The organism is Pseudomonas sp. GW821-FHT03E01 (assembly GCF_059420765.1).
In genome coordinates, this window is sequence record NZ_JBWKUI010000020.1 from 39173 (window position 1) to 65279 (window position 26107).

Sequence of the window (26107 nt, forward strand, 5' to 3'; positions counted from 1 at the left end):
AGACTTCCAGGAGGACAGCATGCGCACGATTCTTTTCAGCAGCCAGACCTACGACCGCGAGAGTTTTCTCGCCGCCGTCCTGCCCGCCGGCATCGAACTGCATTTCCAGCCGGCACGACTGAGCCTCGACACGGCGGCGCTGGCCGAGCATCACGAGGTGGTCTGCGCCTTCATCAACGATGACCTCAGCGCCCCGGTGCTTGAACGCCTGGCAGCGGGCGGCACACGCCTGATCGCCCTGCGCTCGGCCGGTTACAACCATGTCGACCTCCCGGCGGCGAAGCGCCTGGGGCTGACGGTTGTGCGGGTCCCGGCCTACTCGCCCCACGCCGTGGCCGAACATGCGGTGGCGTTGATCCTGGCGCTCAACCGCCGTCTGCACCGCGCCTACAACCGTACCCGCGAGGGCGATTTCAGCCTGCACGGGTTGACCGGTTTCGACCTGGTGAACAAGACCGTCGGCGTGGTCGGCACCGGGCAGATCGGCGCGACCTTTGCGAAGATCATGCACGGCTTCGGCTGCCAATTGCTGGCCTATGACCCCTATCCGAACCCACAGGTCGAAGCCCTCGGCGCGCGCTACCTGAGCTTGCCGCAACTGCTGGCCGAGTCTCAGATCATCAGCCTGCATTGCCCGCTCAACGAGCAGAGCAAACATTTGATCAACCGCGAGTCACTGGCGCACATGCAGCCCGGCGCGATGTTGATCAACACCGGGCGTGGCGGTCTGGTGGACACGCCGGCGCTGATCGACGCATTGAAAAACGGCCAATTGGGCTATCTGGGACTCGATGTCTATGAAGAGGAGGCGCAGTTGTTCTTCGAGGACCGCTCCGACCTGCCACTGCAAGACGATGTGCTGGCGCGCCTGCTGACCTTTCCAAACGTGATCATCACCGCACACCAGGCCTTCCTCACTCGCGAAGCCCTGGGCGCGATTGCCGCGACCACATTGCAGAACATCGCGGCCTGGGCGGCCGGTTCGCCACAGAATCAGGTCGAGCGCTGAACGGCTCAGGCCTTGGACAAGAGGATCATCAGGCCCAGCCAGCCGAAGCCCAGCAAGCGCTGCCCCGTTGAATGCCCGCGACGCAGCAGGAACCAGACAAAAAACGGCGGCAGAAAGAAAATCATCAGTTTCAGCCAGAGTTCCACCGGACGCGGTCCATTGAGCACCGGTGCCGGGACCTCAGCCTGGATTTCGGTTTTTCGTTTACGCCCGAAGGCGGCCGGGGTCACCCGAGGCACACTCTCATTGCTCGGCAAACGCCCGAAAGAAAGCGGTGCTTCCACAGGCGCTGCCGTCGAAGTAGCCGCGTGCACCGTTGCCGCAGGCGCACCGCAATGAATGCAAGCAGGCGCCGTGGAGCTGATGCGTTGCTTGCACTCGTAACATTCGATCAACGCCATTTCTGTTCCTTAGAGATGCAAAAATGGCAGTTTGCCATGGATTAGCAGGCAATTTGAACCTGATCGAAGGTCACATGCCCACGCCATCCTGTGCTGATGCCCGTGCTAGCATATCGCGCATATTTGGAGGACCCATGGTCGAACACGATTTCCGCTACAGCCTGATGAACCCGCAACACACCCTCACCGAATGCCGCGCCCTGGTGCCGGGGCGTTATCAAGTCACCGGCAACGGTGGCTCGATTCGTAACAACGACGTGCTGGTAGTGACCCTCAAAGGCAGCAAGGACTTGTCCATGCGCCTGACCGTCGAAACGGTTCGCCACCTGATCAACCCGCCCGGCCAATGGGTCGCGGTGGCCAGTGGTCCGGTGTTCGGCGAACTGGCGATCCATACCTGGAAAGTCAACTGCGACAGCTGCGCCAAAGAGCTGAGCTTCGAGTTCGCGGTCGACGCCAAGCTGGGCAACAAGGCTGAAAAACCGGCCGCCACCGCACGGATTGCCGAGCTGGGCTGGACCGCAGCCGGCGAAAAACACCTGTGCCCGAAGTGCCAGGAGCCTGCGTGATGAAACGCCTTGCTCTGACCACGATGGTCGGTGCCAGCCTGCTGGGCTGCGCCGCCGAGCCGGTAAAGTTGCAACAGAACCGCAGTTACATTCTGGAGTGGATCGGCGAACGTCCGCTGATGGACTACAGCCACCTGACCATCACGCTCGGTGACGATGGTCGGGCCTACGGTAACGGCGGCTGCAACCACTGGTTCGCGCCGTATTCTCTGGAAGGTGAAAAGCTCAGCTTCGGCAAGATCGGCAGTACCCGCAAACTCTGCGCGCCGGCGTTGATGGAGCAGGAAAAACGCTTCCTGCAGGCGCTGGAAAACGTCCAGCGCTGGGACGTCTCACCGATTGATCAGATGCGCTTCTGGCCGGCCGAAGGCAAGCCATTGCGTTGGTGGCTTGAAGAGGGGTGATGCCCCTGTAGCGAGGGAGCTTGCTCCCGCTCGGCTGCGCAGCAGTCGCTAACTATCCGACGCGGATTGTCTGACACACCGAGTCGGATGGTTTTAGGGCCGCTTCGCGCCCCAGCGGGAGCAAGCTCCCTCGCCACAGGCGGTGCTCGGTCAGTTGGTCGCCTGCAACGCCTCAAGCTTCGCCATCACCCCCGCCGCCGTCTGCTCGCCCATCAACTGTTCCCGCACCTTGCCCTTGTTATCAATGATGTAAGTCACTGGCAGCGCTTCACTGCGCGGCAATTCGAAAAGGTCGGCCGGATCCTGGGCCAGCACGGTGAACTTGATCCCCAGTTTCTCACTGGCGCCTTTGAGCTCTTCGCCCTGCACATTGTCGAAGTTGACCCCGAACACGCCGATCTTCTTGCCCTGGAGCTGCTCGGCCAACACATTCAGCTGTGGGATTTCGGTCCGGCACGGGCTGCACCACTCGGCCCAGTAATTGAGCACCAGCCATTGTTTGTCCAGACGCTCGGCGGCGACCTTGTGACCATTCTGGTCGATGCCATAGTCGTTGCCACAGCCCCCCAGCAATAACGCCCCCATGATCGCCAATGCTGCTGCCAGTCGCCTTGTCATGTCTCAATCCTTGTCAAAAATAGAATGCACCTGCGACCCATCGCCTCCCAAGGTTCTGGATTACGCGCCGCACAGTTAGAATAGCCGCCACTTTACGCAAGAAGCGACCCGCACATGACCGATCTGACGCTTTATCACAACCCGCGCTGCTCGAAATCCCGCGGTGCGCTCGAACTCATCGAAGCCCGAGGCCTGACGCCAACGGTCGTCCGCTACCTGGAAACACCACTGGACGCCGCGCAAATCCAGAGCCTGTTGAGCAAACTCGGAATCAGCGCCCGGCAATTGCTGCGCACCGGCGAGGACGAGTACAAAACCCTCAACCTGGCCGACAGTAGCTTGAGCGAAGCGCAATTGATCGCCGCTATCGCCGCACACCCGAAACTCATGGAGCGGCCGATTCTCGAAGTCGGCGACAAAGCCATCATCGGCCGTCCGCCGGAGAATGTACTGGAGTTGCTGCCGTGAGCGCGCCGTACATTCTGGTGCTGTATTACAGCCGTAGCGGCTCGACCAATGAAATGGCCCGGCAGATTGCCCGCGGTGTCGAGCAGGCCGGCCTTGAAGCCAGGTTGCGCACGGTGCCAGCGATCTCCACTGAATGCGAAGCCGTGGCGCCGGACATTCCCGATGAAGGCGCGCTGTACGCCAGCCTCGACGATTTGAAGAACTGCGCCGGCCTGGCCCTGGGCAGCCCGACCCGCTTCGGCAACATGGCCGCACCGCTGAAATACTTCCTCGACGGCACCAGCAACCTGTGGCTGACCGGCGCTCTGGTGGGTAAACCGGCCGGAGTCTTCACCTCGACCGCCAGCCTGCACGGCGGCCAGGAAACCACACTGCTGTCGATGATGCTGCCGTTGCTGCACCACGGCATGTTGATCACCGGCCTGCCTTACAGCGAATCGGCGCTGCTGGAAACCCGTGGCGGCGGCACGCCTTACGGCGCCAGTCATCACGCCGGGGCCGATGGCAAAAGCGGTTTGAACGAACATGAAGTCGCATTGTGCCGTGCCTTGGGCCTGCGCCTGGCGAAGACTGCGCAGAAACTGGAGAGCCATCGTGGCTAAGAAGCCTAAGGTGTTGCCTGCCATCGAATGGCTCGAACCGCGTGTACGGGCGATGCGCGTCATCAGCCTGCTGTGCTTTTTCGGCCTGGCGGGGCTGCTTTGCGCCTACTACCTGGTGTTCGCCGACCTGCATGGCGCGCGGCCGTGGGTGATTCTGCTGATCGAACTGGTGCCGCTGCTGTTGCTGGCACCGGGAATGATCGTCGGCAGTGCCCGTGGGCATTCGTGGATGTGTTTTGTGGTGAATCTGTATTTCATCAAGGGCGCATTGGCCGCCTATGACCCGAACCGGCAGCTGTTCGGTTTGCTGGAGATGGGCGCGAGCCTGGCGGTGTTCTGCTCGGCGATGCTGTATGTGCGGTGGCGGTACCAGTTGAACCGCAAGTTGGCGGGGGAAGGCGAGATTTCCGTCGCCTGACGGCCCCCACCGTGATCATTCCCACGCTCTGCGTGGGAATGATCATCTTCGTCAGTGGTTAACGGTATACGCCAGCATCATCGAAATCTGGCTCATCGGCCGTCCACCACTCTCTTCGTGCCATTGGTTGAACGCATTCTGCACCGTGGCCAGGTCGCGCAAACTGCTCGGCACCTTGTCGATGATCTGCTGTGCATTCAGCGCTGCCACCACGTCGTAGCTCGGCACGAAGGTGTCCTTGCCGACCATCCGCAAGAATCGCGGTGCGGATAACCCGCCCAACTGATGGCCGTGTTTTTTCAGGTAGGTCCACAAGCCGACGATATCGGTTACCGGCCAGTCGGCGATCAACGCACCGAAACTACCCTTCTCATGGGCCACGTCCAGAATGAACTGCGCATTTCGCGGCACACTCTTGAGCTTGCCCAGGTGGCGGATGATTCGCGCGTCCTGCATCAAGCGCTCCAGATGTTCGGCGCTCATCAGCACGACTTTTTCCGGGTCGAACTTGAAGAACACTTCTTCGAACGCCGGCCACTTGGCATCCACCAGGCTGTGCTTGAGCCCGGCACGAAATACCCGCAACGCCATGGTCGAGAGGTAGCGGTCGTCGCTGATCTTGCGCAATTGCGCCGGGGTCTTGGGAACCGGCAGATGGGCTTCCAGTTCAGCCGCCGAACCGAAGCGGTTCAGACAGTATTCGTGCAGCCACTTGTAATCGCGCATGCCCTCTCCTACGGGATGAAATGAAAACGGCGCCCGCGAGCGCCGTGTGTCTGAGTGACTTGAACCGTCAGAGGTTCACTACGTTGACGAACCGCGATGCGGCGCTTTCGTCGATACGCAGGTTGGTGAAGTCGAACAGGTTGCGGTCCGCCAGTTGCGACGGGATCACGTTCTGCAGGCTGCGGAAAATGCTCTCGGTGCGGCCCGGGGTCTTGCGTTCCCACTCCTGCAGCATCTCTTTAACCACCTGGCGTTGCAGGTTTTCCTGGGAGCCGCAGAGATTGCACGGGATGATCGGGAATTGCTTGAGGTCCGAGTAGGCCTGGATGTCTTTTTCGTTGCAGTAGGCCAGCGGGCGAATCACCACGTTGCGCCCGTCGTCGGCGCGCAGCTTTGGCGGCATGGCCTTGAGCGAACCGTTGAAGAACATGTTCAGGAAGAACGTCTCGACGATGTCGTCACGATGGTGACCGAGGGCCATTTTGGTCGCGCCGATTTCGTCGGCAAAGGTGTATAGCGTGCCGCGACGCAGGCGCGAGCACAGCGAGCAAGTGGTCTTGCCTTCCGGGATCAGCTCCTTGACCACCGAGTAGGTGTCTTTCTCGACGATGTGGTACTCGATGCCCAGTTCTTTGAGGTAAGCCGGCAGCACGTGCTCGGGGAAGCCTGGCTGCTTCTGGTCCATGTTCACGGCGACGATCTCGAACTTGATCGGGGCGACTTTCTGCAAATGCATCAGCACGTCGAGCATGGTGTAGCTGTCCTTGCCACCGGACAGGCAGACCATGACCTTGTCGCCGTCTTCAATCATGTTGAAATCGGCAACAGCCTCACCGGCCTGGCGGCGCAGGCGCTTTTGCAGTTTGTTCTGGTTGACCGTAAGAGTGCCCATGACGCGAAATCCGTGAGGTGTGACGAAAGGCCGGCATTTTACGCAAAAACCCTGGCGGGGCGAAGCCTGCACTTATATGACTTGAGCATACCCCTGTGGCGAGGGAGCTTGCTCCCGCTCGGCTGCGCAGCAGTCGCAAAACCTGCCGCCGCGGTTTGCCTGACACAACAGGGTGGACTGTTTTGGGGCCGCTTCGCGCCCCAGCGGGAGCAAGCTCCCTCGCCACAGGTTCCATTCGGCACAGACCTTGCGGCGATTAACAAGATTGTTTACAGCGCGATTTGCTCTAAAGCCCTCGCACTATTGCAAGTAACTCCTTTCTATACTGCGACATAAGGTCGCACGCGTATTCAGACCTGTTCTTACCTGGCCACTTTGGCCTGTAAGCGCTCCGCTGGGGGGCGATGGCAACAACAAGAGGAGTGACTGGCATGATCCATCACGTAGTGGGACTCTTTACCCACCCTGACCAGGAATGGAAAGAAATCCGTGGCGACGAGGAAGAAAGCATCAGCCACATGTACCTGACGCACACCCTGATTCTGGCGGCGATCCCTGCCATATCGGCGTTTATCGGCACTACGCAAGTCGGCTGGGTCATCGGTAACCGAGCGCCGGTCATGCTGACTATGGAAAGCGCGCTATGGATGACCATCATGTCGTACCTGGCAATGCTCGGCGGTGTCGCGGTGATGGGCGCCTTCATTCACTGGATGGCCCGTACCTATGACGCCAACCCGAGCCTGGCGCGCTGTATCGCATTCGCCACGTACACCGCCACCCCACTGTTCGTCGGCGGCCTGGCGGCGCTGTACCCGCACTTGTGGCTGGGGATGATCGTTGGCACCGCGGCTGTCTGCTACACGGTGTACCTGCTGTATGTAGGGCTACCAACGTTCATGAACATTCCATCGGACGAAGGCTTCCTGTTTTCGAGCTCGGTGCTCGCCGTAGGATTGGTGGTACTGGTAGCCATCATGGCGTTTACCGTGATTGTCTGGGGCCTTGGCGTGGGACCGGTCTATACCAACTGACAAACCAGCGCCAACATAAAAAACACGCTCCGCCACTACAGGCCGCCGCTAGGCGGCCTTCTAATGCGAGCAACGACCATTCGGCGCCTGAGCGATTCGCAAGCCCTCGGGGTTGCGGCATACTCGACATCCTTGGAGATCCATCAAGCATGCCCGAGCAACTCAATACCCGCGTCGAAGACTGTTTCCTGCAAGCCGAATCCTTTTTCAAACGACCTTTCAAACGCCCCGTGGTGAGCCTCAAGCTGCGCGGGCAAAAAGCCGGTGTCGCGCATTTGCACGAGAACCTGCTGCGCTTCAACCCGCAGCTGTACCGGGAAAACACCGAAGACTTCCTCAAGCAGACCGTGGCGCACGAAGTCGCGCACCTGATCGCCCATCAACTGTTCGGCGACCGCATCCAGCCCCACGGCGAAGAGTGGCAACTGATCATGCGCGGCGTCTACGAACTGCCGCCCAACCGCTGCCACACCTATGACGTCAAACGTCGCAGCGTGACCCGCTACATCTACAAATGCCCCTGCGCCGACAGCGATTTCCCGTTTTCGGCCCAGCGTCATAGCCTGGTACGTCAGGGGCGGCGGTATTTGTGCCGGCGCTGTCGCAGTACGTTGGTGTTCAGCGGGGAAATGCGGGTCGAATAAGTTGAGCTTCGGCCGGGACAGACGCTAGATAACTACCTTGGCCCGCCGCAGCGCTTCAATCCGCTCAACACTAAACCCCAGTTCACCCAACACCTGATCCGTATGCTGCCCCAGCCGGGCGCCAATGTGCCGCGGCTCAGGCAACCCCGCTGAAAACTTCAACGGACAGGCCATCTGCGCCTGGGTCGAGCCATCGCCCCGCGGCACCTCAGCCACCAGTTCCCGCGCCTGCAACTGCGGATGCCCGACCGCTTCGCCCAGGCTCAACACCGGCTCGACACACGCATCGGCCCCGGCAAACAGCTCACACAGCCAGGCAAAGTCGTGTTTTTCGAATTCAATGTTCAGCGCGTCCTTGAGCGCCCGTTGCCGGGCGGGGTCGGACGACAGTCCCTCGGCCGCCAGTTCCGGACGGCCGAGCACCGTGCACAATTGCTGCATGAACCCCGGTTCCAGACTGCCCACCGACAACCAGCGGCCATCGCGCGACCGGTAGTAATCGTAGAAGCTGCCGCCGTTGAGCATCTGGTCTTCCCTGCCCGGCTCAACGCCGCAGGCCAGGTAGCCGGCACCGGCCATGGCGTTCAGGCTGAAGGCGCAGTCAGTCATGCTCACATCCAGATGCTGTCCCTGCCCGGTCTGCTGCCGCGCGATCACCGCTGCCAGCAGCCCGATCACCCCATGCAACGAACCGCCCGCGACATCTGCCACCTGCATACCCAACGGCAACGGGCCGCTGTCGGCGCGGCCGGTGTAGCTCGAAAGCCCCGCCAGCGCCAGGTAGTTGATGTCGTGTCCGGCGCGGTCCTTGTAAGGGCCGGTCTGGCCATAGCCGGTGATCGACACATAAATCAACCGTGGATTGATCGCCTTCAAGGCTTCATACCCCAGGCCCAGCCGTTCCATCACGCCAGGGCGGAACTGCTCCAGCACAATGTCGTAGTCCGCAAGCAATTGCTTGATCACTTCCAGCGCCTCGGGCTGCTTGAGGTCCAGCGCCAGGCTGCGCTTGTTGCGATTGAGGTAGGCGTGGCTGGCCGACACCCCCTGATCATGGGGCGGCAGCACCCGCAGCAAATCCGTGCGGGTCGGCGATTCGATGCGCAGCACCTCGGCGCCCATGTCCGCCAACAGCAACGAGGCGAACGGCCCCGGCAGCAATGTCGAGAAATCCAGAACCTTGAGTGATGCCAGTGGACCGAGCATGAGCGTTCTCCAGTGCAGTCCCCCAAGCCTAGGCAGCCCGGGACATTGCAGCAATCACCTTATGTGCCAGTGACACTGACCGTTACGCTCAAATCGCAGGCAACAAAAAACCCGCCGAAGCGGGTTTTTCATTTACAACAAGGCTTACTTGGCGTTCGTCGGGGTTGCCCCTTCGACGTGGCCCAAAACATCATCTTTAGGCTCGTCGGCAATGCCGCGACCGCCCGAGGCCAGCTCGGATTGCAGCACGTCGGTGTCGAGTTCCTTGACCCACTTGGCCACAACAATGGTGGCAACCGCGTTACCGATCAGGTTGGTCAACGCGCGGGCTTCGGACATGAAACGGTCGATACCCAGGATCAGCGCCAGGCCGGCAACCGGCAGGTGGCCAACAGCGGACAAGGTAGCGGCCAGTACGATGAAGCCACTACCGGTCACGCCAGCAGCGCCTTTGGAGGACAGCAGCAACACCACCAGCAGAGTGATCTGGTGAGTGATGTCCATGTGGGTGTCGGTGGCCTGAGCAATGAACACTGCCGCCATGGTCAGGTAGATCGCCGTACCGTCGAGGTTGAACGAGTAGCCGGTCGGGATCACCAGACCTACCACGGATTTCTGCGCCCCCAGACGCTCCATTTTGATCAGCATGCGTGGCAGTACCGACTCCGAAGAGGAAGTACCCAGCACGATCAACAGCTCTTCACGGATGTAGCGGATCACTTTCAGAACGCTGAAGCCGTGAGCACGAGCAATACCACCCAGCACCACCAGAATGAACAGCAGGCAGGTGATGTAGAAGCAGGCCATCAATTGACCGAGTTGCACCAGCGAGCCAACGCCATAAGCACCGATGGTGAACGCCATGGCACCCAAGGCACCGAGCGGCGCGAGCTTCATGATCATGTTGATGATGTTGAACATCACGTGGGCGAAACGGTCGATGAAGTCCAGGATCGGCTTGCCGTAGGCACCCAGGCGATGCAGGGCGAAACCGAAGATCACCGAGAACATCAGCACTTGCAGGATATCGCCCGTGGCGAACGCACCGAAGATGGTGGTCGGGATCACGTTCAGCAGGAAGCCAACGACGCTTTGATCCGCACCGGCAGCCACGTAGGTTGCGATTTTGGAGGCATCCAGCGTGGTGACATCGATGTGCATGCCGTTACCCGGCTGCACGATGTTGACCACCACCAGACCGACCAGCAGTGCAATGGTCGAAACGATTTCGAAATACAGCAGCGCGTAACCGCCGGTCTTGCCGACCGACTTCATGTTCTGCATGCCCGCGATACCGCTGACGACGGTGCAGAAAATGATGGGAGCGATGATCATTTTGATCAGTTTGATGAACCCGTCACCCAACGGCTTGAGGGCTACACCGGTCTGCGGGTAGAAGTGACCGAGCAGGATGCCGATGGCGATGGCAACGATCACCTGGAAATACAGGGATTTGTACAGTGGCTGACGAGTCGTCATTGCAAAGTTCCTCAAGAGCGCCCGGTGACAACATCCATCTGTTGCCCAAGACACTTCAATTGCGAACCCTCCTGCACTGGAGGGATTTGTTTTGTCGAGCTGCGCAACGGCAGGCATCTGCTGGTTGTATCGCAAGGCCCGTGCCACATTCGCCAAAAAGCCTGCGAGCCTTTTGACATCAAGGGTTACAGGTTTCTTTTGGTCACCAACCAGTTACCACCATGTGGCGGATTTCCGCCAACCCACCTGACCTCGTCCTGCAATTTGGCGGATATCCGCCTTGTTCATCGTCGATGGGCACCGCTACCATCCATTGCTCAGTGGACGGACCTGCCCCATGCGTGAACGCACCATCGCCAGCCATTTCGCCCGTGCCGCCCTCGGCGGCGCACGCCGACGTGGCTACGACTATTCGAGCCTGCTGCAGCAACTGGGGATCAGCCCCGAGTTGCTTGAAGAACCGCGCGCCCGAATCGCGCCGGAACAGTTCACCCGGTTGATCCAGGGATTGTGGCTGGCCCTGGACGACGAATACCTGGGCTTCGGGCAGGCCCCGAGCAAACCCGGCAGCTTCGCGATGATGTGCCACGCGGTGATCCACTGCCGCACGCTGGAGAAAGCACTCAATCGCGGCCTGTTGTTTTACAGCCTGTTTCCCGGGGCGCCGCGTCTGACCTTGAGCCGCGAAGGCGAGATGATTCGCCTGAGCCTCGACGATTCGCCGCTGTGGGACCCGGACCACTTCCTCAGCGAAAGCCTGCTGGTGATCTGGCATCGGTTCGGCAGCTGGCTGATCGGCCAGCGCATTCGTCTGGAGCACGCCACATTCAGCTACCCGAGGCCCGAGCACGGGGCCGAATACGACTTGCTGTTTTCCTGCCCGCTAACGTTCGATACTACTCAGAGTAGCCTGCTGTTCCACAGCCGCTACCTGAACATGCCGCTGTTGCAGGACGAACGAACCCTCAAGCACTTTCTCGAGCGCTCCCCCGCCGACCTGCTGTCACGCCCCGACGAAGGCGACAGCCTGAGCAGCCAATTGCGGCGCTTGCTCAGCCGCGACAGTGCACGCTGGCCGGACCTGGAAGCAGTGGCGGCGCACCTGCACATCAGCCCGCAAACCTTGCGTCGGCATTTGCGTGAGGAAGGCACGAGTTTTCAGGAATTGAAGGATCAGTTACGCCGGGACATCGCGATTTATCACCTGGGGCGGGCGGATCTATCGTTGCAACAAATTGCCGAGCAGTTGGGGTTTTCCGAACCTTCGGCGTTTCATCGGGCGTTCAAGAAGTGGACGGGTTTGACGCCGGGGGCCTATCGGGCGCAGGAGAACTGATTTCACAACTTTGCAGGCAGCCATGCTGTTGTGGCGAGGGAGCTTGCTCCCGCTGGGTTGCGAAGCGACCCCAAACCCGGCAATCACGGTTTTTCAGACACACCGCAAACTCAGGTTTTGCGACTGCTTCGCAGCCGAGCGGGAGCAAGCTCCCTCGCCACAATAAGTGCTCTCACCACAGACTTTCGTTAGCCTTGCGGATCGAGGTTATCCAGCACCCGGTTGACGGCCAGCTCACCGAGCATGACCACCGATTGAATCCCCAACATCATGTTGCGATGGGGCATGTCCATCAACCCGGCGAATTCACTGAGCATCACGCTCGCTGACGCCAGGGATTCGCAGGCGTTGACCAGCAGGGTTTCGTTATCGACCTTCGCACCGACATGGTAAATGGTGCTGGGTTTGCGCTTGGTGTCTTTGGGAGTGGGTGGTTTGAGGTAGTGGTCGAGGGCGCGGTCGGCGGCTTCGTGGAGTTTTTTGGAATCGAGGGATTCGTACGGGGAGACGTCGTCGGGTGCTGGTGGATTAGGTGTTGGTTTGAACATGGATAAAGCCTCCTAGAGTCATGGAGCCGCCACTGTTCGCTGCGAGACGAAAGAAGGTGGCAGCTATACGCGGGTCGCAGACCGGGACTCTAGAACCGGCAGACCCGAAGGTCTCCCACGTACAGCCGCCATAATGTGAACGGAGGATGTTGTGCGTCTAGAGATACACGGGCTGCGAGACCCGATCGCTGATTCGTCAACGACAGGGAAACGATATAGCCCACGCCCCAGGCGCACTAGCCGGCGGATTCTGGCGTAGTCGTAGGCAGCGGCGCAAGGATGTGTAGGTTGGGTGAGTTTCTGGAAGTGTCGTTTAAACATCGCCGTTTAAGATCAAAAGATCGCAGCCTCGTTGCACTCGACAGCTCCTACAGGGATTTGCGTCCACCTGTAGGAGCTGTCGAGTGCAACGAGGCTGCGATCTTTTCGGCCAAGCCCCTACATCAAACCACCGGAAAATGAATCCGGAACGCCGCGCCGCCCATCGGCGAATCCCCCAGCGTCAGCTTGGCGCTGTAGCTTTCGATGATGTCCTTGACCACCGCCAAGCCAATCCCCTGCCCCGGATGCTGGCGGTCCAGCCGCTCGCCGCGCTCGAGAATCCGTGCGCGTTGGTCCGGTGGTACACCGGGGCCATCGTCTTCAATGCAAAGCTCAATGCTACTGAGGGTTTCGCGCACGCTGATGCGTACTTCGTTCAGGCACAGGCGATAGGCGTTTTCCAGCAGGTTGCCCATCATTTCCAGCAAGGCGCCCTGCTCGATCGGTACGTAGCACTGATCCGGCAGATCGAAGGCGACCCGCACGCGTTTGTCGCGGTAGACCTTGTCCAGGGTGTCGCAGAGGCTTTGCAGCACCGGGCGTAAGCGTACCTGATGGCGCACCAGACCACTTTTGCGCAGGCTGGCCCGTTGCAGTTGATAGCTGATCTGCTGGCTCATGCGTTCGATCTGGGTTTGCAGCACCCAGGCCTGATCGCGCTCTTGCGGCTTTTGCGCCATGTCTTCGCTGACCCCTTGCAACACCGCCAGCGGGGTTTTCAGGCTGTGGGCCAGGTCGTCGAGGGAGTCGCGGTAACGGCTGCGCTGTTCACGCTCGCTGTGCAGCAAACGGTTGAGCGAGCCGGTCAGGCGCAGCAGTTCGCGCGGGTGTTGTTCGCTGAGGCTTTCGCGGGTGCCGCTTTCGATCTGGTCCAGCTCCTGGCTCAGCCGGCTCAACGCCTGCAAGCCCCAGGTCAGGCCGACCCAGAGCAAGACGAGCAACACCAGTAACGCGGCACCGAAGCCCAGGTAGAGGTTTTCCCGCAGGCCTTCGAGGGTGACTTCGTATTCGCGCACCGGTTGCAGCGCGACGATGCTGAACGCCGCGCTTTTGCCGCCGAGCAGCTTGACCTCGACGTCATAGACGAAAAACTCTTCACCATTGGCCTCGCGAATCCTCGCGAACTCGTTCCCGCGCCCGTCGTAACGCGGCTTGTAGTTGATGTTCTCTTCCTGGGTGGCCCTCGAGCGCCAGACCAGGTGACCTTCGCGGTCATAGATGTAGCCGAGCAAACGGCTGTCGGTGAGGTTGAAACGCTCATCGGGTAACTGCGCCGGCATCTGCAAGCGGTTGTTATCCACCCGGGCGGCGGAGATCAGCGTGGTGACGTCCGACGCCAGGCGCTGCTCGATGGAGTCCTGCAACGCCAGGCTGAACGCGCCCTGCATCGCCGGCAGTAACGCCAGCATGAACAACACCGCCAGGGTGGTGGCGGCGAGCATCAAGCGGACACGAAGGGAACGAATCAAGTGCAGCGCTCATTGAACAGGTAGCCGAGGCCACGCACGGTATCGATCGGCTTGAACCCGGCCGGGCCTTCGAGTTTGCGACGCAAGCGGCCGACCAGCACTTCGATCACATTCGGATCGCGCTCGTCGTCATCCGGATAGAGTTGCTCCATCAAGCGGTCCTTGGCCACCACTTGCTGGTGATGGCGCATCAGGTATTCGAGGATCCGGTATTCGTAGGCGGTCAGCGCCAGCGGCTGGTCATCGAGGGACGCCTGTTTGCGATTGAGGTCCAGCACCAAGGGACCGGCGACGATGGTCGACTGGGTGAAACCGCTGGAGCGACGCAGCAAGGCATTGAGCCGGGCGTCCAGCTCTTCGAACTGGAACGGCTTGACCACGTAGTCGTCGGCACCGGCGGCGAGGCCTTCGACCTTGTCTTGCCAGTTGCCGCGCGCGGTGAGGATCAGGATCGGAAACGTCTTGCCCTGGGAGCGCAGCTGACGAATCAGGTCGAGCCCGCCCATGCCCGGCAAACCGAGGTCGATCACCGCCAGGTCATGGTTGAACTGCTCGGCCTGATGCAACGCATCGATGGCGTTGGCCACGGCCTCGACCACGTGGCCGCTGTCCGTCAAACGGGTCTGCAGGTGATGGCGCAACAGCGCTTCATCTTCGACAACCAGCAATTTCATAAGGCTCTCCGGGGCAAATCAACATCTCCAAAGGTCAGTCAAGCCTGCTCCCACAGGTTGCGAGGCTTAACTGACTGGCAACCAAACGCTGTTTAGAAAGCGTAGTTGGCGGACAAGTACGTCTGGGCGCTGCTGGTCAAGTCCAGCGACCCCTGTTTGCTGCCGCCGCGCTCGCTCATCTCGGTGCTGGCGTTGCTACGCAGGTAACGGTAACCCAGCTCGACCGAGGTGTTTTGCGAAACTTGCTGCAACACGCCGAGCTGGCCGCCAATGGCGTAACCGATGTCGCTGTCGCGGCTGAAGCCTGGCGATTCCTGGGTCATTTTGGTCAAACCGGCCGTGGCACCGCCGAACAGTTTGGTGCTGCCACCCACTGGGTAAAACAGATCGTAGCTGCCCAGCAGGTTTTCCTGACGCAGTTTAATGCCATTATGCGAGCCCGACACGTTGTCGTAAGTGGCGTAGTAGCGGCCCTGGCTGTCTTGCTGGCCCACACGCAAACCCCAGGTGTTGTCCTTGCCGATCACACCGTCGGCGTTCGGGTGGTTGAGGTTGTCGTTCAGGGCACTGGATTTTTTAACCTTGTCGCTGGTCTGGCCAAAGGTCAGCCCGGCAAAATTGGTGGTGTCGGCGTGGGCGGCAACACTGGCGCCCATCACGGTGAAAGCCAGCAGCAGCTTTTTCAAAGTAGTCATTGGGGAATTTCCTCATGCGCTATGTGCTTTTTGGGTACGGGGCAAGGTTACTGACCTCACCCTGTACAGCCCCTGAACGCACTCTGAACCTGAGCTGAATCAAATCGGCTACGCTTTCTTGACGTTTGTTTATAAGGAGATTCAGCCATGCGTGTGTTGCTCGCCCTTGTATTACTGGCCGTGAGCGGGGTCAGCCAGGCCGCCATCAAGACCCAGGAAATTCCCTATCAGAGTGCCGATGGCACCAAGCTGATTGGCTATTACGCCTACGACGACGCCATTAAAGGTCCGCGTCCGGGTGTGGTGGTGGTACATGAATGGTGGGGGCTCAACAACTACGCCAAGCGGCGCGCACGCGATCTGGCGGGTCTGGGCTACAGCGCACTGGCGATCGACATGTATGGCGACGGCAAGAACACCGAACACCCCAAGGACGCCATGGCGTTCATGCAAGCCGCGACAAAGGACAGCGCAGCAGCCAGCGCGCGGTTTCAGGCCGGGCTCGATTTGCTGAAGAAACAGCCACAGACCGATCCGGCCAAACTGGCGGCCATCGGCTATTGCTTCGGTGGCGCAGTGGTGCTGAATGCCGCACGCCAGGGCTTGCCGCTGGCGGGCGTGGTGAGTTTCCACGGTGCACTGGCGACCAATACGCCGGCGGTGCCTGGCAGTGTGAAGGCGAAAATCCTGGTGGAGCATGGCGCCCTGGACAGCATGGTCACAGCGGAAAACGTGACGGCGTTCAAGGCGGAAATGGACAAGGCCGGTGCCGACTATAAATTTGTCAGCCTCGAAGGCGCCAAGCATGGCTTCAGCAACCCTGATGCGGATCGTCTGAGCCATGGCGATCATGGCGGGCCGGACATTGGTTACAACAAGGCCGCCGATGAGAAGTCGTGGGCGGACATGCAGGCGTTTTTCAAGAAGATCTTTGGCTGATCAGATAGACCTCTGTGGCGAGGGGGCTTGCCCCCGTTGGGCTGCGAAGCAGCCCCAAAACCTGCAACCGTATTTCGTCAGGTACAACGCGTTTGCCGCCTTTACGACTGCTACGCAGCCGAGCGGGAGCAAGCTCCCTCGCCACAAAAGCCCTCAGCCACTACCCAGCCTCAAGGCAACCCGGCAAAATGCCCGTCATGAATCCCGTCCCCGCCCTACCCGCCTGCTGCACCCCGCTCGACGCCCATTGGCCGCTGCCGTTTGTGCTGCCCGATACGGTCCTGCTGGGCACTCACTTCGATACCAAGCAATTGGCCAGCGATGATTTCCAGCGCAGCGCCATCGAGCCGCCCGCGAGCATCCAGCGCTCGGTGGCCAAGCGTCAGGCCGAGTTTCTCGCCGGGCGGATTTGCGCTCGGGCCGCGTTGCAACAGCTGGAAGGGCTGAGCTTCATTCCGGCCATTGGTGAAGACTGCGCACCGGTGTGGCCAGCGCATATCACCGGTTCGATCACCCACAGCACCGGCCGGGCCGCGGCGATTGTCGCGAACAAGGCCCATTGGCGCGGCTTGGGAATGGACCTGGAAAATCTGCTCGACGCAGAACGGGCCGAACGCCTGGCCGGAGAGATTCTCACCGGGCCTGAGTTGCAGCGCATGACCGCCGGGGCTCGCGATCAGTTGGCGATGGTGGTGACGCTGACGTTTTCGGTGAAGGAAAGCCTGTTCAAGGCGCTCTACCCGATCGTCCAAAAGCGCTTCTATTTCGAACACGCCGAAGTGCTGGAGTGGAGCGAGGGCGGTGAAGTGCGGTTGCAGTTGCTGACCGACCTGTCCAGTGAGTGGCGCAGCGGCACCGAACTGGACGCGCAGTTTGCGGTGATGGATGGGCAGTTGTTGAGTCTGGTCAGTATCAAGGCCTGAAGCCCCCTGTCACGTGCCCAACCTCAACGCCGCTCCTGATTCCTCGGCCAGCTCAAACTGAAACACGCCCCGCCCAGGCTTTTGCTCTTGCTGATCAGCGCTCGCCCGTCGTGCCAATGGATGATCCGCCGCACAATCGACAACCCCAGCCCATGCCCACCCGAGGCACGGGTGCGGCTGTCGTCGAGGCGCAGGAACGGGGTGAAGATTTTCTCCCACGCGGTTTCCGGCACGCCCGGCCCGTCATCCTCGACATCCACCCGACAGCGCTGCTGCCCCACCTGATAACTGACGGTCACCCGTGAATGGGCGTGGCGCATGGCGTTGCTCACCAGGTTCTGCAACGCCCGGTGCAAGTAACGCGGCTCAGCCTCGACCCAGGCGCCGTCGCAATCGGCGGCCGACAGGCACAAGCCGCGTTGCACCGTGACCTCGGCGCGCAACGGTGCCAACTCCTCGATCACCTGATTGACCAACGCATCCAGATCGATCCGCTGGAAATTCAGTGCCGGCGAGCCCTGCTCCAGCCGCGCATAAGTGAGCATCTCATCGACCAGTCGATCGAGGTCTTCGATGTCGTGGTCCATCCCTTCGCGGTATTTCTCCAGCGCCTCGGGCGTGCTGGCCGAGCCGATCATCTCCAGGCCAAAACGCAGGCGCGCCACTGGTGTGCGCAATTCGTGGGACACGGCACGCACCAGTTCTCGCTGAATCGCCAACAATTGCTGCAAGTGCTCGGCCATGCCGTTGAACGCCGAGGCCAGCCGCCCCACCGAGTCGGCGCCGCGTGCCGGTACGCGGGTTTCCAGGCTGCCCTTGGCAATTCGCGTGGCGGCGGCTTCCAGACCGCGCAAACGACGCTCCAGTTGCCGCACCAACAGATAGACAATCAAACCGATCAGGCTCAGGCCAAGGGCCGCGATCAGCACCAGCCACTCGGGCGGGTAAGGATTCATCTGATACAGCGGGCCGATTTCCAACACCCACGGCGTACCGACCATGCCGGCAAACACCCGAATCGAATCGCCGCCCTTGCCTAACGCCATCACCGTGTCGCCTTCTGACACGCGGCGGCTCTGGTCTTCGTCCATGTCGGCCTCATCAACCGTTACCAGCCGCAGATCGAAGCCGAAACCCTTATCTTCCTTTAACTGCTCCAGACGCTTGGGCTGCTCGGCCACCGGGTAGCGCACCAGTTCATCGGCCAGCAGGTAGATGGTCGCCCGCGCCAGTTGCTCGCTGATCTGCTGGACTTCACCGGTGAGCACCAACTGCTCCTTTTCGCTGACCAGGCGATAAACCTTCGCCGCATGCGGACCGGTCTGCTCCACCAGGGCCTGGCCGTGCAACACGCGGGTGCGCTGGGTCAGGTCGAGGTCGGTCTGGGGGAACGTCTTCAGCGCCAGCGGAATCCCGAGCAAGCGCTCCCACAACAGCAACGCCCGATGGCGCTCGGTTTCGTTCATCGGTTGCAGGTTATCGGCCATCAGCGAGAAGGTGCCGTGGGCCAGGCGCTCGCGGTACTGCTCGCTGCGTACCTGATTAAGCAAGTGCAAGGCCAGCACACCGAGCACGGCCACCAGAATCAGCGCCGCGCACATGCCGCCATAAATACGCAGGAAGATCGAGTTCACAGGGTGCAGGCTTCCGGCACGAACAAATAGCCTTTGCTGCGGACGGTCTTGATCAGCCGCGGATGGTCCGGGTCATCGCCGATCTTGGGGCGGATGCGCGAGATGCGCACGTCGATGGAGCGGTCCTGGCCGTCATAACCGATACCGCGCAGCGCGGTGAATATTTCTTCGCGGGACAGAATACGCCCGGCATTGGCCACCAGCAGCCAGAGCAGATCGAACTCGGCGCTGGTCAATTCGATGCCTTTGTCATGCAGCCAGGCTTCGCGCAATGCGTTGTCCACCACCAATGGGCCGAACTGCAGGCGCCGTTGTTTTTCCTGGGGCACTTCAGGGGTTTCACTGCGCCGCAGCAAAGCCTGGATGCGCGCCAGCAATAAACGCGGACGCACCGGTTTGCAGACGTAGTCGTCGGCGCCCAGGTCCAGGCCAAGAATCTGATCGGTGTCATCGGTGCGCGCGGTGAGCATGAGGATCGGCCCGTCATAGCGGTCGCGAATCTTGCGGCAAATGCTCAAGCCATCTTCGCCGGGGAGCATCAGGTCGAGAATCACCAGGTCCGGTTTCTCCTTGATGATGCGTGCTGCGGCCAGGGCGCCATTACCCTCGATCGATACTCGCAGGCCATTGGCTTCCAGGTAATCGCGGGTCAGTTCGGCCAGACGCTGGTCGTCCTCGACAATCAATACCTGCCAGGCTTCTTGCTCCACGATGACCTCTGCTTGCCAACACCATCAATAAGGAAGGATCCACCCGTCTTTTTGTAATGATTGGGGAGGATAAGAATGCATCTGCATGGGCCGATTGTATAAACGCCACACGTCTGGAACACAAGCCGGTAAATGCGTTCGGACACAACGGTTTTTTGTGATAGGGTTCGCGCCCTTAAAAATCCGGATGACTGTTTTCTGTCGCTGAAAATCAGTGAAAAATGGTCGGCTCCAGCTAGGTCGCGGCCTACACGCCCGTTCCCTCTTTCACACACAATTTACGCACAGGTTTATCCACAGGTAGTACGTTGCAACACCCTCCAAAACGCATTATCTTGTACCTCGGCGCAAAAAAAAACCCTACATGTAGGGTTTTATGCCAAAAACCAAACACAAACCGGACACCGATTTCAAGCGCTTTTATTGCCTCTTTCCGGTTGAACCAAACGTATTTTCGAAAGACCAAACCGCGTGTGCGGATGGCTACTGTTTTTAAGCCCGAAACGGCGATAACGGTACGGGTGTTGCAGTCATTTACTGCCACTCAAAACGGAATTCGGTTTCAGGCCCAAGGCGTGACACCAAAGACTTCGGCATGGAAGCGGCGCCCAATAGCCCCCTTCCTGATCTGTCCCGAAGTTGGTATGCCCGGCCCTCGCCGGTTGTAGTGCTTCAGGACAGAACGGTGGGCACCGTGATGGTGCCCAAACAAACATAGAGAATGTGGAGACAACCCCCCATGCAAACCGACACAACTCGCGAGAACCCGCAAGGCACCTTGCCGCAGGCCGCCGATTCGAATTCGGATCTGTCCGCCACCGCGCCTGGCCAACTGCGCGTGATCAAGCGTAACGGCACTGTCGTCCCTTACACCGATGACAAGATCACCGTCGCCATCACCAAAGCGTTTCTCGCAGTTGAGGGCGGCACCGCTGCCGCTTCGTCGCGAATCCACGACACCGTTGCCCGCCTGACCGAACAAGTCACCGCGACTTTCAAGCGTCGCATGCCTTCGGGCGGCACCATCCACATCGAAGAAATCCAGGACCAGGTCGAACTGGCCCTGATGCGTGCCGGCGAGCAGAAAGTCGCCCGCGACTATGTGATCTACCGTGATTCCCGCGCCAAAGAGCGCGCAGCGCACTCCCCTGCCGAAGAAGCCGTCAACGCTCACCCATCGATCCGCATCACCCGCGCCGATGGCAGCCTCGCACCGCTGGACATGGGTCGCCTGAACACCATCGTTACCGAAGCGTGCGAAGGCCTGGAAGAAGTCGACGGCGAGCTGATCCAGCGCGAAACCCTGAAAAACCTGTACGACGGCGTGGCCCTGACCGACGTCAACACCGCCTTGGTGATGACCGCCCGTACGCTGGTCGAGCGTGAGCCGAACTACTCGTTCGTGACCGCCCGCCTGCTGATGGACACCCTGCGTGCCGAAGGCCTGGGCTTCCTCGGTGTCGCCGACAGCGCGACCCACCACGAAATGGTCGACCTGTATGCCAAGGCACTGCCTGCGTACATCGCCAAAGGTATCGAATTCGAATTGCTGAACCCGGTTCTGGCGTCCTTCGACCTGGAAAAACTCGGCAAGGCGATCAACCACGAGCGCGATCAGCAGTTCACGTACCTGGGCCTGCAAACCCTGTACGACCGTTACTTCATCCACAAGGACGGTATCCGCTTCGAACTGCCACAGATTTTCTTCATGCGCGTGGCCATGGGCCTGGCGATCGAAGAGAAGCAGAAAGAAGACCGTGCGATCGAGTTCTACAACCTGTTGTCGTCCTTCGACTACATGTCCTCGACCCCGACCCTGTTCAACGCCGGTACCCTGCGTCCACAGCTGTCGAGCTGCTACCTGACCACCGTGCCGGATGACCTGTCGGGCATCTACCACGCGATCCACGACAACGCCATGTTGTCGAAATTCGCAGGCGGCCTGGGCAACGACTGGACCCCGGTTCGGGCGCTGGGTTCGTACATCAAGGGCACCAACGGCAAATCCCAGGGCGTCGTACCGTTCCTGAAAGTGGTGAACGACACCGCCGTCGCCGTTAACCAGGGTGGCAAGCGCAAAGGCGCTGTCTGTGCCTACCTGGAAACCTGGCACATGGACATCGAAGAGTTCATCGAACTGCGCAAGAACACCGGTGATGACCGTCGTCGTACCCACGACATGAACACCGCCAACTGGATCCCTGACCTGTTCATGAAGCGTGTCTTCGATGACGGCAAGTGGACCCTGTTCTCGCCGTCCGAAGTACCGGACCTGCACGACCTGACCGGCAAGGCCTTCGAAGAGCGTTACGAGTACTACGAAGCCCTGACCGAGTACCCGGGCAAGGTCAAGCTGTTCAAGACCATCCAGGCCAAAGACCTGTGGCGCAAAATGCTGTCCATGCTGTTTGAAACCGGCCACCCATGGCTGACCTTCAAAGACCCGTGCAACCTGCGCAGCCCGCAGCAGCACGTGGGCGTGGTTCACAGCTCGAACCTGTGCACCGAGATCACCTTGAACACCAACAAGGACGAGATCGCCGTTTGCAACCTGGGCTCGATCAACCTGCCGAACCACATCGTCGACGGCAAGCTGGACACCGCCAAGCTGCAACGCACCGTGAACACCGCCGTGCGCATGCTCGATAACGTGATCGACATCAACTACTACTCGGTGCCGCAAGCGAAGAACTCCAACTTCAAGCACCGTCCGGTCGGTCTGGGCATCATGGGCTTCCAGGACGCTCTGTACCTGCAGCACATCCCTTACGGTTCCGACGCTGCCGTCGAATTCGCCGACAAGTCGATGGAAGCGGTCAGCTACTACGCGATCCAGGCTTCCTGCGACCTGGCTGACGAGCGTGGCGCCTACGAGACGTTCCAGGGTTCGCTGTGGTCCAAAGGTATCCTGCCGCTGGATTCGCAACAGATCCTGATCGAGCAGCGTGGCCAGAAGTACATCGACGTTGACCTGAACGAAACCCTGGACTGGGCACCGGTTCGCGCCCGTGTGCAGAAAGGCATTCGTAACTCCAACATCATGGCCATCGCACCGACCGCAACCATCGCCAACATCACCGGCGTGTCGCAGTCGATCGAACCGACCTACCAGAACCTCTATGTGAAATCGAACCTGTCGGGCGAATTCACCGTGATCAACCCGTACCTGGTTCGCGACCTGAAGGCTCGCGGCCTGTGGGACTCGGTCATGATCAACGACCTGAAGTACTACGACGGTTCGGTGCAGCAGATCGAGCGCATCCCGCAAGAACTCAAAGAGCTCTACGCGACTGCCTTCGAAGTGGACACCAAGTGGATCGTCGACGCCGCCAGCCGTCGTCAGAAGTGGATCGACCAGGCTCAGTCGCTGAACCTGTACATCGCCGGCGCTTCGGGCAAAAAACTGGACGTGACCTACCGCATGGCCTGGTACCGTGGTCTGAAAACCACTTACTACCTCCGTGCCCTGGCGGCGACCAGCACCGAGAAGTCGACCATCAACACCGGTAAGCTGAACGCTGTTTCCAGCGGTGGCAACCACGGTGACGACTCGGTCCTGGCAGCCCCAGCCGGTCCAGCTCCAGTGCCGAAGGCTTGCGCCATCGACGAGCCGGATTGCGAAGCTTGCCAATAAGCTGAGCCGGTAGGCGCTCCAGGGCGCTTACCTGAAACCCCCGATGAGCCTCTGGCTGGTCGGGGGTTTTCTTTTGCCTCTGCCTTGTAGGAGCGAGGCTTGCCCGCGAAGAACGATGACGCGTAATACCTGAAAAACCGCAGTGCATTCTTCGCGGGCAAGCCTCGCTCCTACAGAATGAAAAAACCCCTCTTGCGAGGGGTTTCTTATGCAGCACTATCAAGCATCAAGTCATCTGAATGATGGTCTGCATGATGGTGCTCTGGGTGGAGATGGTCTTGGCGTTCGCCTGGTAGTTGCTCTGCGCCTTGATCAAATCAACCAGTTCGTTGGTCAGGTTGACGTTGGACTCTTCCAGCGAGTTGGACACGACCGAACCCAGGGTACCGGTCTTCGGCGCATCGACACCGGCCACACCGGAGGCGAAAGTTTCTTTCCAGCGCGTACCGCCAATTGGCTGCAAGCCTTGCTCGTTGGCGAAGCTCGCCACAGCCACCTGGCCGATGGCCTTGGTTTGCTGGTTGCTGAAGTTGGCGGTCATGACGCCGCTGGCGTCGATGGTCAGGCTGGAGATCTGGCCGGTGGCGTAGCCGTCCTGGTATTGGGCGGTACGGGCGGTTGGCGAGTTGTAAGAAGTGGTCAGCGCCATGTTGAACGCGATACCGCCAGTGGCAGCGACGGAACCGTTCGGCCCCCAGGTCACAGGAATCGTTGCGGCGTTGGTAATGGCACCTGGCACCCAACCGGTCATGGTCAACGTGTTGCCAGTCTGGGTCCAGCCGGCACCCGCCGTCAGCGTGTTAATGCTGCCGTCGGAGTTGAAAGTGATGTCAGCGGTGATCGGCACTGGAGGCGTGGTTGCAGGGTTGGCCGGGGAGCGACCGTCCATGTAGGTATAGACACGCCAGGCATTGGTACCCGTCTTCACGTAGTACTGATCCATGGTGTGCTCGTTACCCTGGCTGTCGTAGACCTTGGTGGAGATGGTCTTGTTATAGCTGTTGGTATCGGTCGGGCTGAACGGGGCCACGGTCGGCGTGGTTTCCGCCGAGTTCAGGTTCATCGTCTGATCAACCTTGGTAGTCGGATTCGGCTTCAGGCTCGAGGTGTCGATCTTCAAGTCAGTCAACACACCGTTGATGATCTTGCCATTGGAATCGACGCCATAACCCTGCAAACGGTTGCCGTTGTTATCGACCACAAAGTTTTGAGCGTCGGTCTTGAATGCACCGGCACGGGTGTAACTCAGGGAACCGTTGTCGCTGAGGATGAAGAAGCCGTTGCCCTGAATGCCCATGTCCAGCACGTTGCCGGTGTTGTTCACATCACCCTGGCTGAACTGCTGGGAAACGTTGGCCAGGCGCACGCCGTTACCGATGGTCTTGCTGCCGGTACCCAGGCGAGTGGCCGAGTACACGTCTTCGAATTCTGCACGGGACGATTTGAAACCGGTGGTCGCGACGTTGGCGATGTTGTTGCCGGTCACGTCCAGTTGTTTGTTGGCTGCATAGAGACCGCTAAGGCCGATATTGAAAGACATATTCCACTCCTTTGTGCCGTGTTAGTCGGCTCTATAGACCAATGGTTTGCACTTTGGACAGGGCAACGCTGCCCTGGCCTGCCAGGTTCAGCATCAGCTCACCGCCGGTCTGGCTGATGGTCACGCTGTTGACGGTTGCCGGCAGGTAAGTAACCAGTGAGGTCGCTTTGCCGTCGTAGGTTGCGCTGGCAGAGAAGGAGTACGTGCCGGCCGCGGCGACTGCTCCGGCATCGTTTTTGCCGTCCCAGATGAAACTGGCGTTGCCAGCGCTCTGGCTGCCCATGTCGATGGTGCGGATGGTCTTGCCTTCGGCGTCACTGATTTTGAGCGTAACCGGGTTCGCCGACGCCGGCAGCACAACCGTACCGTTGAGGTTCTTGGAGGTGTCGACCACGGCTTTGCCGGTCTGCGCGATGACCGAACGGCCCACCAGCGAAGAAGCCTGCAGAGCTTGCGACGAGTTGTAGTTGCTGGCAATGCCGCTGACGGTGTCGTTCAGCGTGGTGATGCCTTCCAGACTACTGAACTGCGCCAACTGGGCTACGAACGCGCTGTTGTCCTGAGGATCGAGCGGGTTCTGGTTTTTCAGCTGGGTGACCAGCAGTTGCAGGAACGCATCCTTGCCCAATGCCTTGCTGCCGGTGGCACTGCTGGTCGCCGCGGAAAGACCATCACTGGTGGTCGTGGTCTTGACCGAAGAGTTGGCCAGGACATCCTTGAGGCTTACGCCGCTGGTGGTATCGGTAACACTCATCGAAAGTCGCCCCTTATCACTGACCGAGGGTCAGGACCTTCTGCATCATGGTTTTGGCGGTGTTCATCATTTCGGCGTTGGTCTGGAACGAACGGCTTGCGGAAATCATGTCGGCCATTTCTTCGACGACGTTGACGTTCGGGTAGTAGACGTAGCCCTTGGCATCGGCGGCCGGATGATTCGGCTCGTAGCGCGCTTCAAGGTTGCTCTGGTCTTCGACCACACCCAGCACTTGCACGCCTTGACCGGCCGCGTCCTGGTTCTGGAACAGCGAATCGCTGCCGCCGCTCTGGCCGCCCTGGAACATGGTGGCGAACACCGGGTGACGGGCGCGGTAGGTCTGGTCGATGCTCGACGAAACGGTCTCGGCGTTGGCGATGTTACTGGCAACGGTGTTCAAGCGAGTGGTCTGGGCACTCATGCCGCTACCGGCAATGTTGAAAACACTGGACAGGGACAT

General features: G+C 60.1%; 27 protein-coding genes. 12 read left to right on the forward strand and 15 right to left on the reverse strand.

Annotated elements, in window-relative coordinates:
* Positions 1-19 precede the first annotated feature (19 nt).
* Complete coding sequence (locus AC07VO_RS27175; protein WP_495007690.1) at positions 20-1009, forward strand: 2-hydroxyacid dehydrogenase; 990 nt, start codon at positions 20-22, stop codon at positions 1007-1009.
* 5 nt (positions 1010-1014) lie between these two features.
* Here AC07VO_RS27175 and AC07VO_RS27180 read toward each other — a convergent pair whose 3' ends face one another.
* On the reverse strand, positions 1015-1410 hold the full coding sequence (locus AC07VO_RS27180) for a hypothetical protein (RefSeq protein WP_111455169.1): 396 nt from the start codon (positions 1408-1410) through the stop codon (positions 1015-1017).
* A 134-nt stretch (positions 1411-1544) separates the two neighbouring features.
* On the opposite strand from AC07VO_RS27180, the gene AC07VO_RS27185 reads away from it, so the two are divergent.
* Together AC07VO_RS27185 and AC07VO_RS27190 are read left to right on the forward strand one after the other, a co-directional pair.
* Complete coding sequence (locus AC07VO_RS27185; RefSeq protein ID WP_018926299.1) at positions 1545-1979, forward strand: hypothetical protein; 435 nt, start codon at positions 1545-1547, stop codon at positions 1977-1979.
* Complete coding sequence (locus AC07VO_RS27190; RefSeq protein WP_007937547.1) at positions 1979-2383, forward strand: META domain-containing protein; 405 nt, start codon at positions 1979-1981, stop codon at positions 2381-2383. The genes AC07VO_RS27185 and AC07VO_RS27190 overlap by 1 nt, the downstream gene beginning before the upstream one ends.
* A gap of 150 nt (positions 2384-2533) precedes the next feature.
* Here AC07VO_RS27190 and AC07VO_RS27195 read toward each other — a convergent pair whose 3' ends face one another.
* The gene (locus AC07VO_RS27195) at positions 2534-3001 is read right to left on the reverse strand and encodes a TlpA family protein disulfide reductase (protein ID WP_018926300.1); all 468 of its coding nucleotides are present in this window, start codon (positions 2999-3001) and stop codon (positions 2534-2536) included.
* 114 nt (positions 3002-3115) lie between these two features.
* On the opposite strand from AC07VO_RS27195, the gene arsC reads away from it, so the two are divergent.
* The 3 genes from arsC to AC07VO_RS27210 are packed head-to-tail and all read left to right on the forward strand — an operon-like array spanning position 3116 to position 4489.
* A complete protein-coding gene (arsC, locus tag AC07VO_RS27200; protein WP_018926301.1) occupies positions 3116-3469 on the forward strand; it encodes an arsenate reductase (glutaredoxin) in 354 nt (117 codons plus the stop codon).
* The gene (wrbA, locus tag AC07VO_RS27205; protein ID WP_018926302.1) at positions 3466-4071 is read left to right on the forward strand and encodes an NAD(P)H:quinone oxidoreductase; all 606 of its coding nucleotides are present in this window, start codon (positions 3466-3468) and stop codon (positions 4069-4071) included. Before arsC ends, wrbA begins: the two co-directional genes overlap by 4 nt.
* Complete coding sequence (locus AC07VO_RS27210; protein WP_064616505.1) at positions 4064-4489, forward strand: DUF2069 domain-containing protein; 426 nt, start codon at positions 4064-4066, stop codon at positions 4487-4489. The genes wrbA and AC07VO_RS27210 overlap by 8 nt, the downstream gene beginning before the upstream one ends.
* A gap of 51 nt (positions 4490-4540) precedes the next feature.
* On the opposite strand, the gene AC07VO_RS27215 is transcribed toward AC07VO_RS27210, so the two are convergent.
* Positions 4541-5215, reverse strand: coding sequence for a DNA-3-methyladenine glycosylase I (locus AC07VO_RS27215; RefSeq protein WP_007937540.1), 675 nt, complete (start codon positions 5213-5215; stop codon positions 4541-4543).
* 67 nt (positions 5216-5282) lie between these two features.
* Positions 5283-6107: a tRNA 2-thiocytidine(32) synthetase TtcA gene (gene ttcA, locus AC07VO_RS27220; protein ID WP_007937538.1), complete on the reverse strand. Its 825-nt coding sequence runs from the start codon at positions 6105-6107 to the stop codon at positions 5283-5285.
* A 431-nt stretch (positions 6108-6538) separates the two neighbouring features.
* Between ttcA and AC07VO_RS27225 the strand changes: the two genes are divergently transcribed.
* Together AC07VO_RS27225 and AC07VO_RS27230 are read left to right on the forward strand one after the other, a co-directional pair.
* On the forward strand, positions 6539-7141 hold the full coding sequence (locus AC07VO_RS27225; RefSeq protein ID WP_018926304.1) for a Yip1 family protein: 603 nt from the start codon (positions 6539-6541) through the stop codon (positions 7139-7141).
* A gap of 149 nt (positions 7142-7290) precedes the next feature.
* Complete coding sequence (locus AC07VO_RS27230; RefSeq protein ID WP_007937535.1) at positions 7291-7785, forward strand: SprT family zinc-dependent metalloprotease; 495 nt, start codon at positions 7291-7293, stop codon at positions 7783-7785.
* Positions 7786-7809: 24 nt separating this feature from the next.
* Here AC07VO_RS27230 and AC07VO_RS27235 read toward each other — a convergent pair whose 3' ends face one another.
* Together AC07VO_RS27235 and AC07VO_RS27240 are read right to left on the reverse strand one after the other, a co-directional pair.
* Complete coding sequence (locus AC07VO_RS27235; RefSeq protein ID WP_442115362.1) at positions 7810-8991, reverse strand: CaiB/BaiF CoA transferase family protein; 1182 nt, start codon at positions 8989-8991, stop codon at positions 7810-7812.
* A gap of 144 nt (positions 8992-9135) precedes the next feature.
* Positions 9136-10470: a dicarboxylate/amino acid:cation symporter gene (locus AC07VO_RS27240; protein WP_018926306.1), complete on the reverse strand. Its 1335-nt coding sequence runs from the start codon at positions 10468-10470 to the stop codon at positions 9136-9138.
* Between the two features lie 337 nt (positions 10471-10807).
* Here AC07VO_RS27240 and AC07VO_RS27245 point away from each other — a divergent pair, with 337 nt between their 5' ends.
* Positions 10808-11806 (forward strand): AraC family transcriptional regulator, encoded by a 999-nt coding sequence (locus tag AC07VO_RS27245; RefSeq protein ID WP_018926307.1) that lies wholly within the window; start codon positions 10808-10810, stop codon positions 11804-11806.
* Between the two features lie 188 nt (positions 11807-11994).
* Here the strand turns inward: AC07VO_RS27245 and AC07VO_RS27250 are convergent, their stop codons facing one another.
* From AC07VO_RS27250 to AC07VO_RS27265, 4 genes are all read right to left on the reverse strand, one after another.
* On the reverse strand, positions 11995-12354 hold the full coding sequence (locus tag AC07VO_RS27250) for a DUF6124 family protein (protein WP_019581235.1): 360 nt from the start codon (positions 12352-12354) through the stop codon (positions 11995-11997).
* 443 nt (positions 12355-12797) lie between these two features.
* Positions 12798-14144, reverse strand: a complete 1347-nt coding sequence (locus AC07VO_RS27255; protein WP_064616500.1) for an ATP-binding protein — start codon at positions 14142-14144, stop codon at positions 12798-12800.
* A complete protein-coding gene (locus AC07VO_RS27260) occupies positions 14141-14818 on the reverse strand; it encodes a response regulator transcription factor (RefSeq protein ID WP_064616498.1) in 678 nt (225 codons plus the stop codon). The genes AC07VO_RS27255 and AC07VO_RS27260 overlap by 4 nt, the downstream gene beginning before the upstream one ends.
* Before the next feature lie 92 nt (positions 14819-14910).
* Positions 14911-15513, reverse strand: a complete 603-nt coding sequence (locus AC07VO_RS27265) for a hypothetical protein (RefSeq protein ID WP_086944560.1) — start codon at positions 15511-15513, stop codon at positions 14911-14913.
* A 147-nt stretch (positions 15514-15660) separates the two neighbouring features.
* Here AC07VO_RS27265 and AC07VO_RS27270 point away from each other — a divergent pair, with 147 nt between their 5' ends.
* Together AC07VO_RS27270 and AC07VO_RS27275 are read left to right on the forward strand one after the other, a co-directional pair.
* Positions 15661-16452: a dienelactone hydrolase family protein gene (locus tag AC07VO_RS27270; RefSeq protein WP_495007691.1), complete on the forward strand. Its 792-nt coding sequence runs from the start codon at positions 15661-15663 to the stop codon at positions 16450-16452.
* A gap of 197 nt (positions 16453-16649) precedes the next feature.
* Positions 16650-17375 carry a 4'-phosphopantetheinyl transferase family protein gene (locus AC07VO_RS27275; RefSeq protein ID WP_495007692.1) on the forward strand — a complete coding sequence of 242 codons (726 nt, stop codon included), beginning with the start codon at positions 16650-16652 and terminating at the stop codon, positions 17373-17375.
* 23 nt (positions 17376-17398) lie between these two features.
* On the opposite strand, the gene AC07VO_RS27280 is transcribed toward AC07VO_RS27275, so the two are convergent.
* Both AC07VO_RS27280 and AC07VO_RS27285 read right to left on the reverse strand, forming a co-directional pair.
* Positions 17399-19009 (reverse strand): ATP-binding protein, encoded by a 1611-nt coding sequence (locus AC07VO_RS27280; protein WP_018926316.1) that lies wholly within the window; start codon positions 19007-19009, stop codon positions 17399-17401.
* Positions 19006-19719, reverse strand: coding sequence for a response regulator (locus AC07VO_RS27285; RefSeq protein WP_086944557.1), 714 nt, complete (start codon positions 19717-19719; stop codon positions 19006-19008). The genes AC07VO_RS27280 and AC07VO_RS27285 overlap by 4 nt, the downstream gene beginning before the upstream one ends.
* Before the next feature lie 739 nt (positions 19720-20458).
* Between AC07VO_RS27285 and AC07VO_RS27290 the strand changes: the two genes are divergently transcribed.
* Positions 20459-23353 (forward strand): ribonucleoside-diphosphate reductase subunit alpha, encoded by a 2895-nt coding sequence (locus AC07VO_RS27290; protein ID WP_018926318.1) that lies wholly within the window; start codon positions 20459-20461, stop codon positions 23351-23353.
* A 226-nt stretch (positions 23354-23579) separates the two neighbouring features.
* Here AC07VO_RS27290 and flgE read toward each other — a convergent pair whose 3' ends face one another.
* The 3 genes from flgE to flgC are packed head-to-tail and all read right to left on the reverse strand — an operon-like array spanning position 23580 to position 26107.
* On the reverse strand, positions 23580-24893 hold the full coding sequence (gene flgE / locus AC07VO_RS27295) for a flagellar hook protein FlgE (protein WP_064616487.1): 1314 nt from the start codon (positions 24891-24893) through the stop codon (positions 23580-23582).
* Between the two features lie 31 nt (positions 24894-24924).
* A complete protein-coding gene (flgD, locus tag AC07VO_RS27300) occupies positions 24925-25647 on the reverse strand; it encodes a flagellar hook assembly protein FlgD (protein ID WP_064616485.1) in 723 nt (240 codons plus the stop codon).
* A gap of 16 nt (positions 25648-25663) precedes the next feature.
* Entirely contained in the window at positions 25664-26107 is a 444-nt protein-coding gene (flgC, locus tag AC07VO_RS27305; protein WP_007937507.1) for a flagellar basal body rod protein FlgC, read from the reverse strand.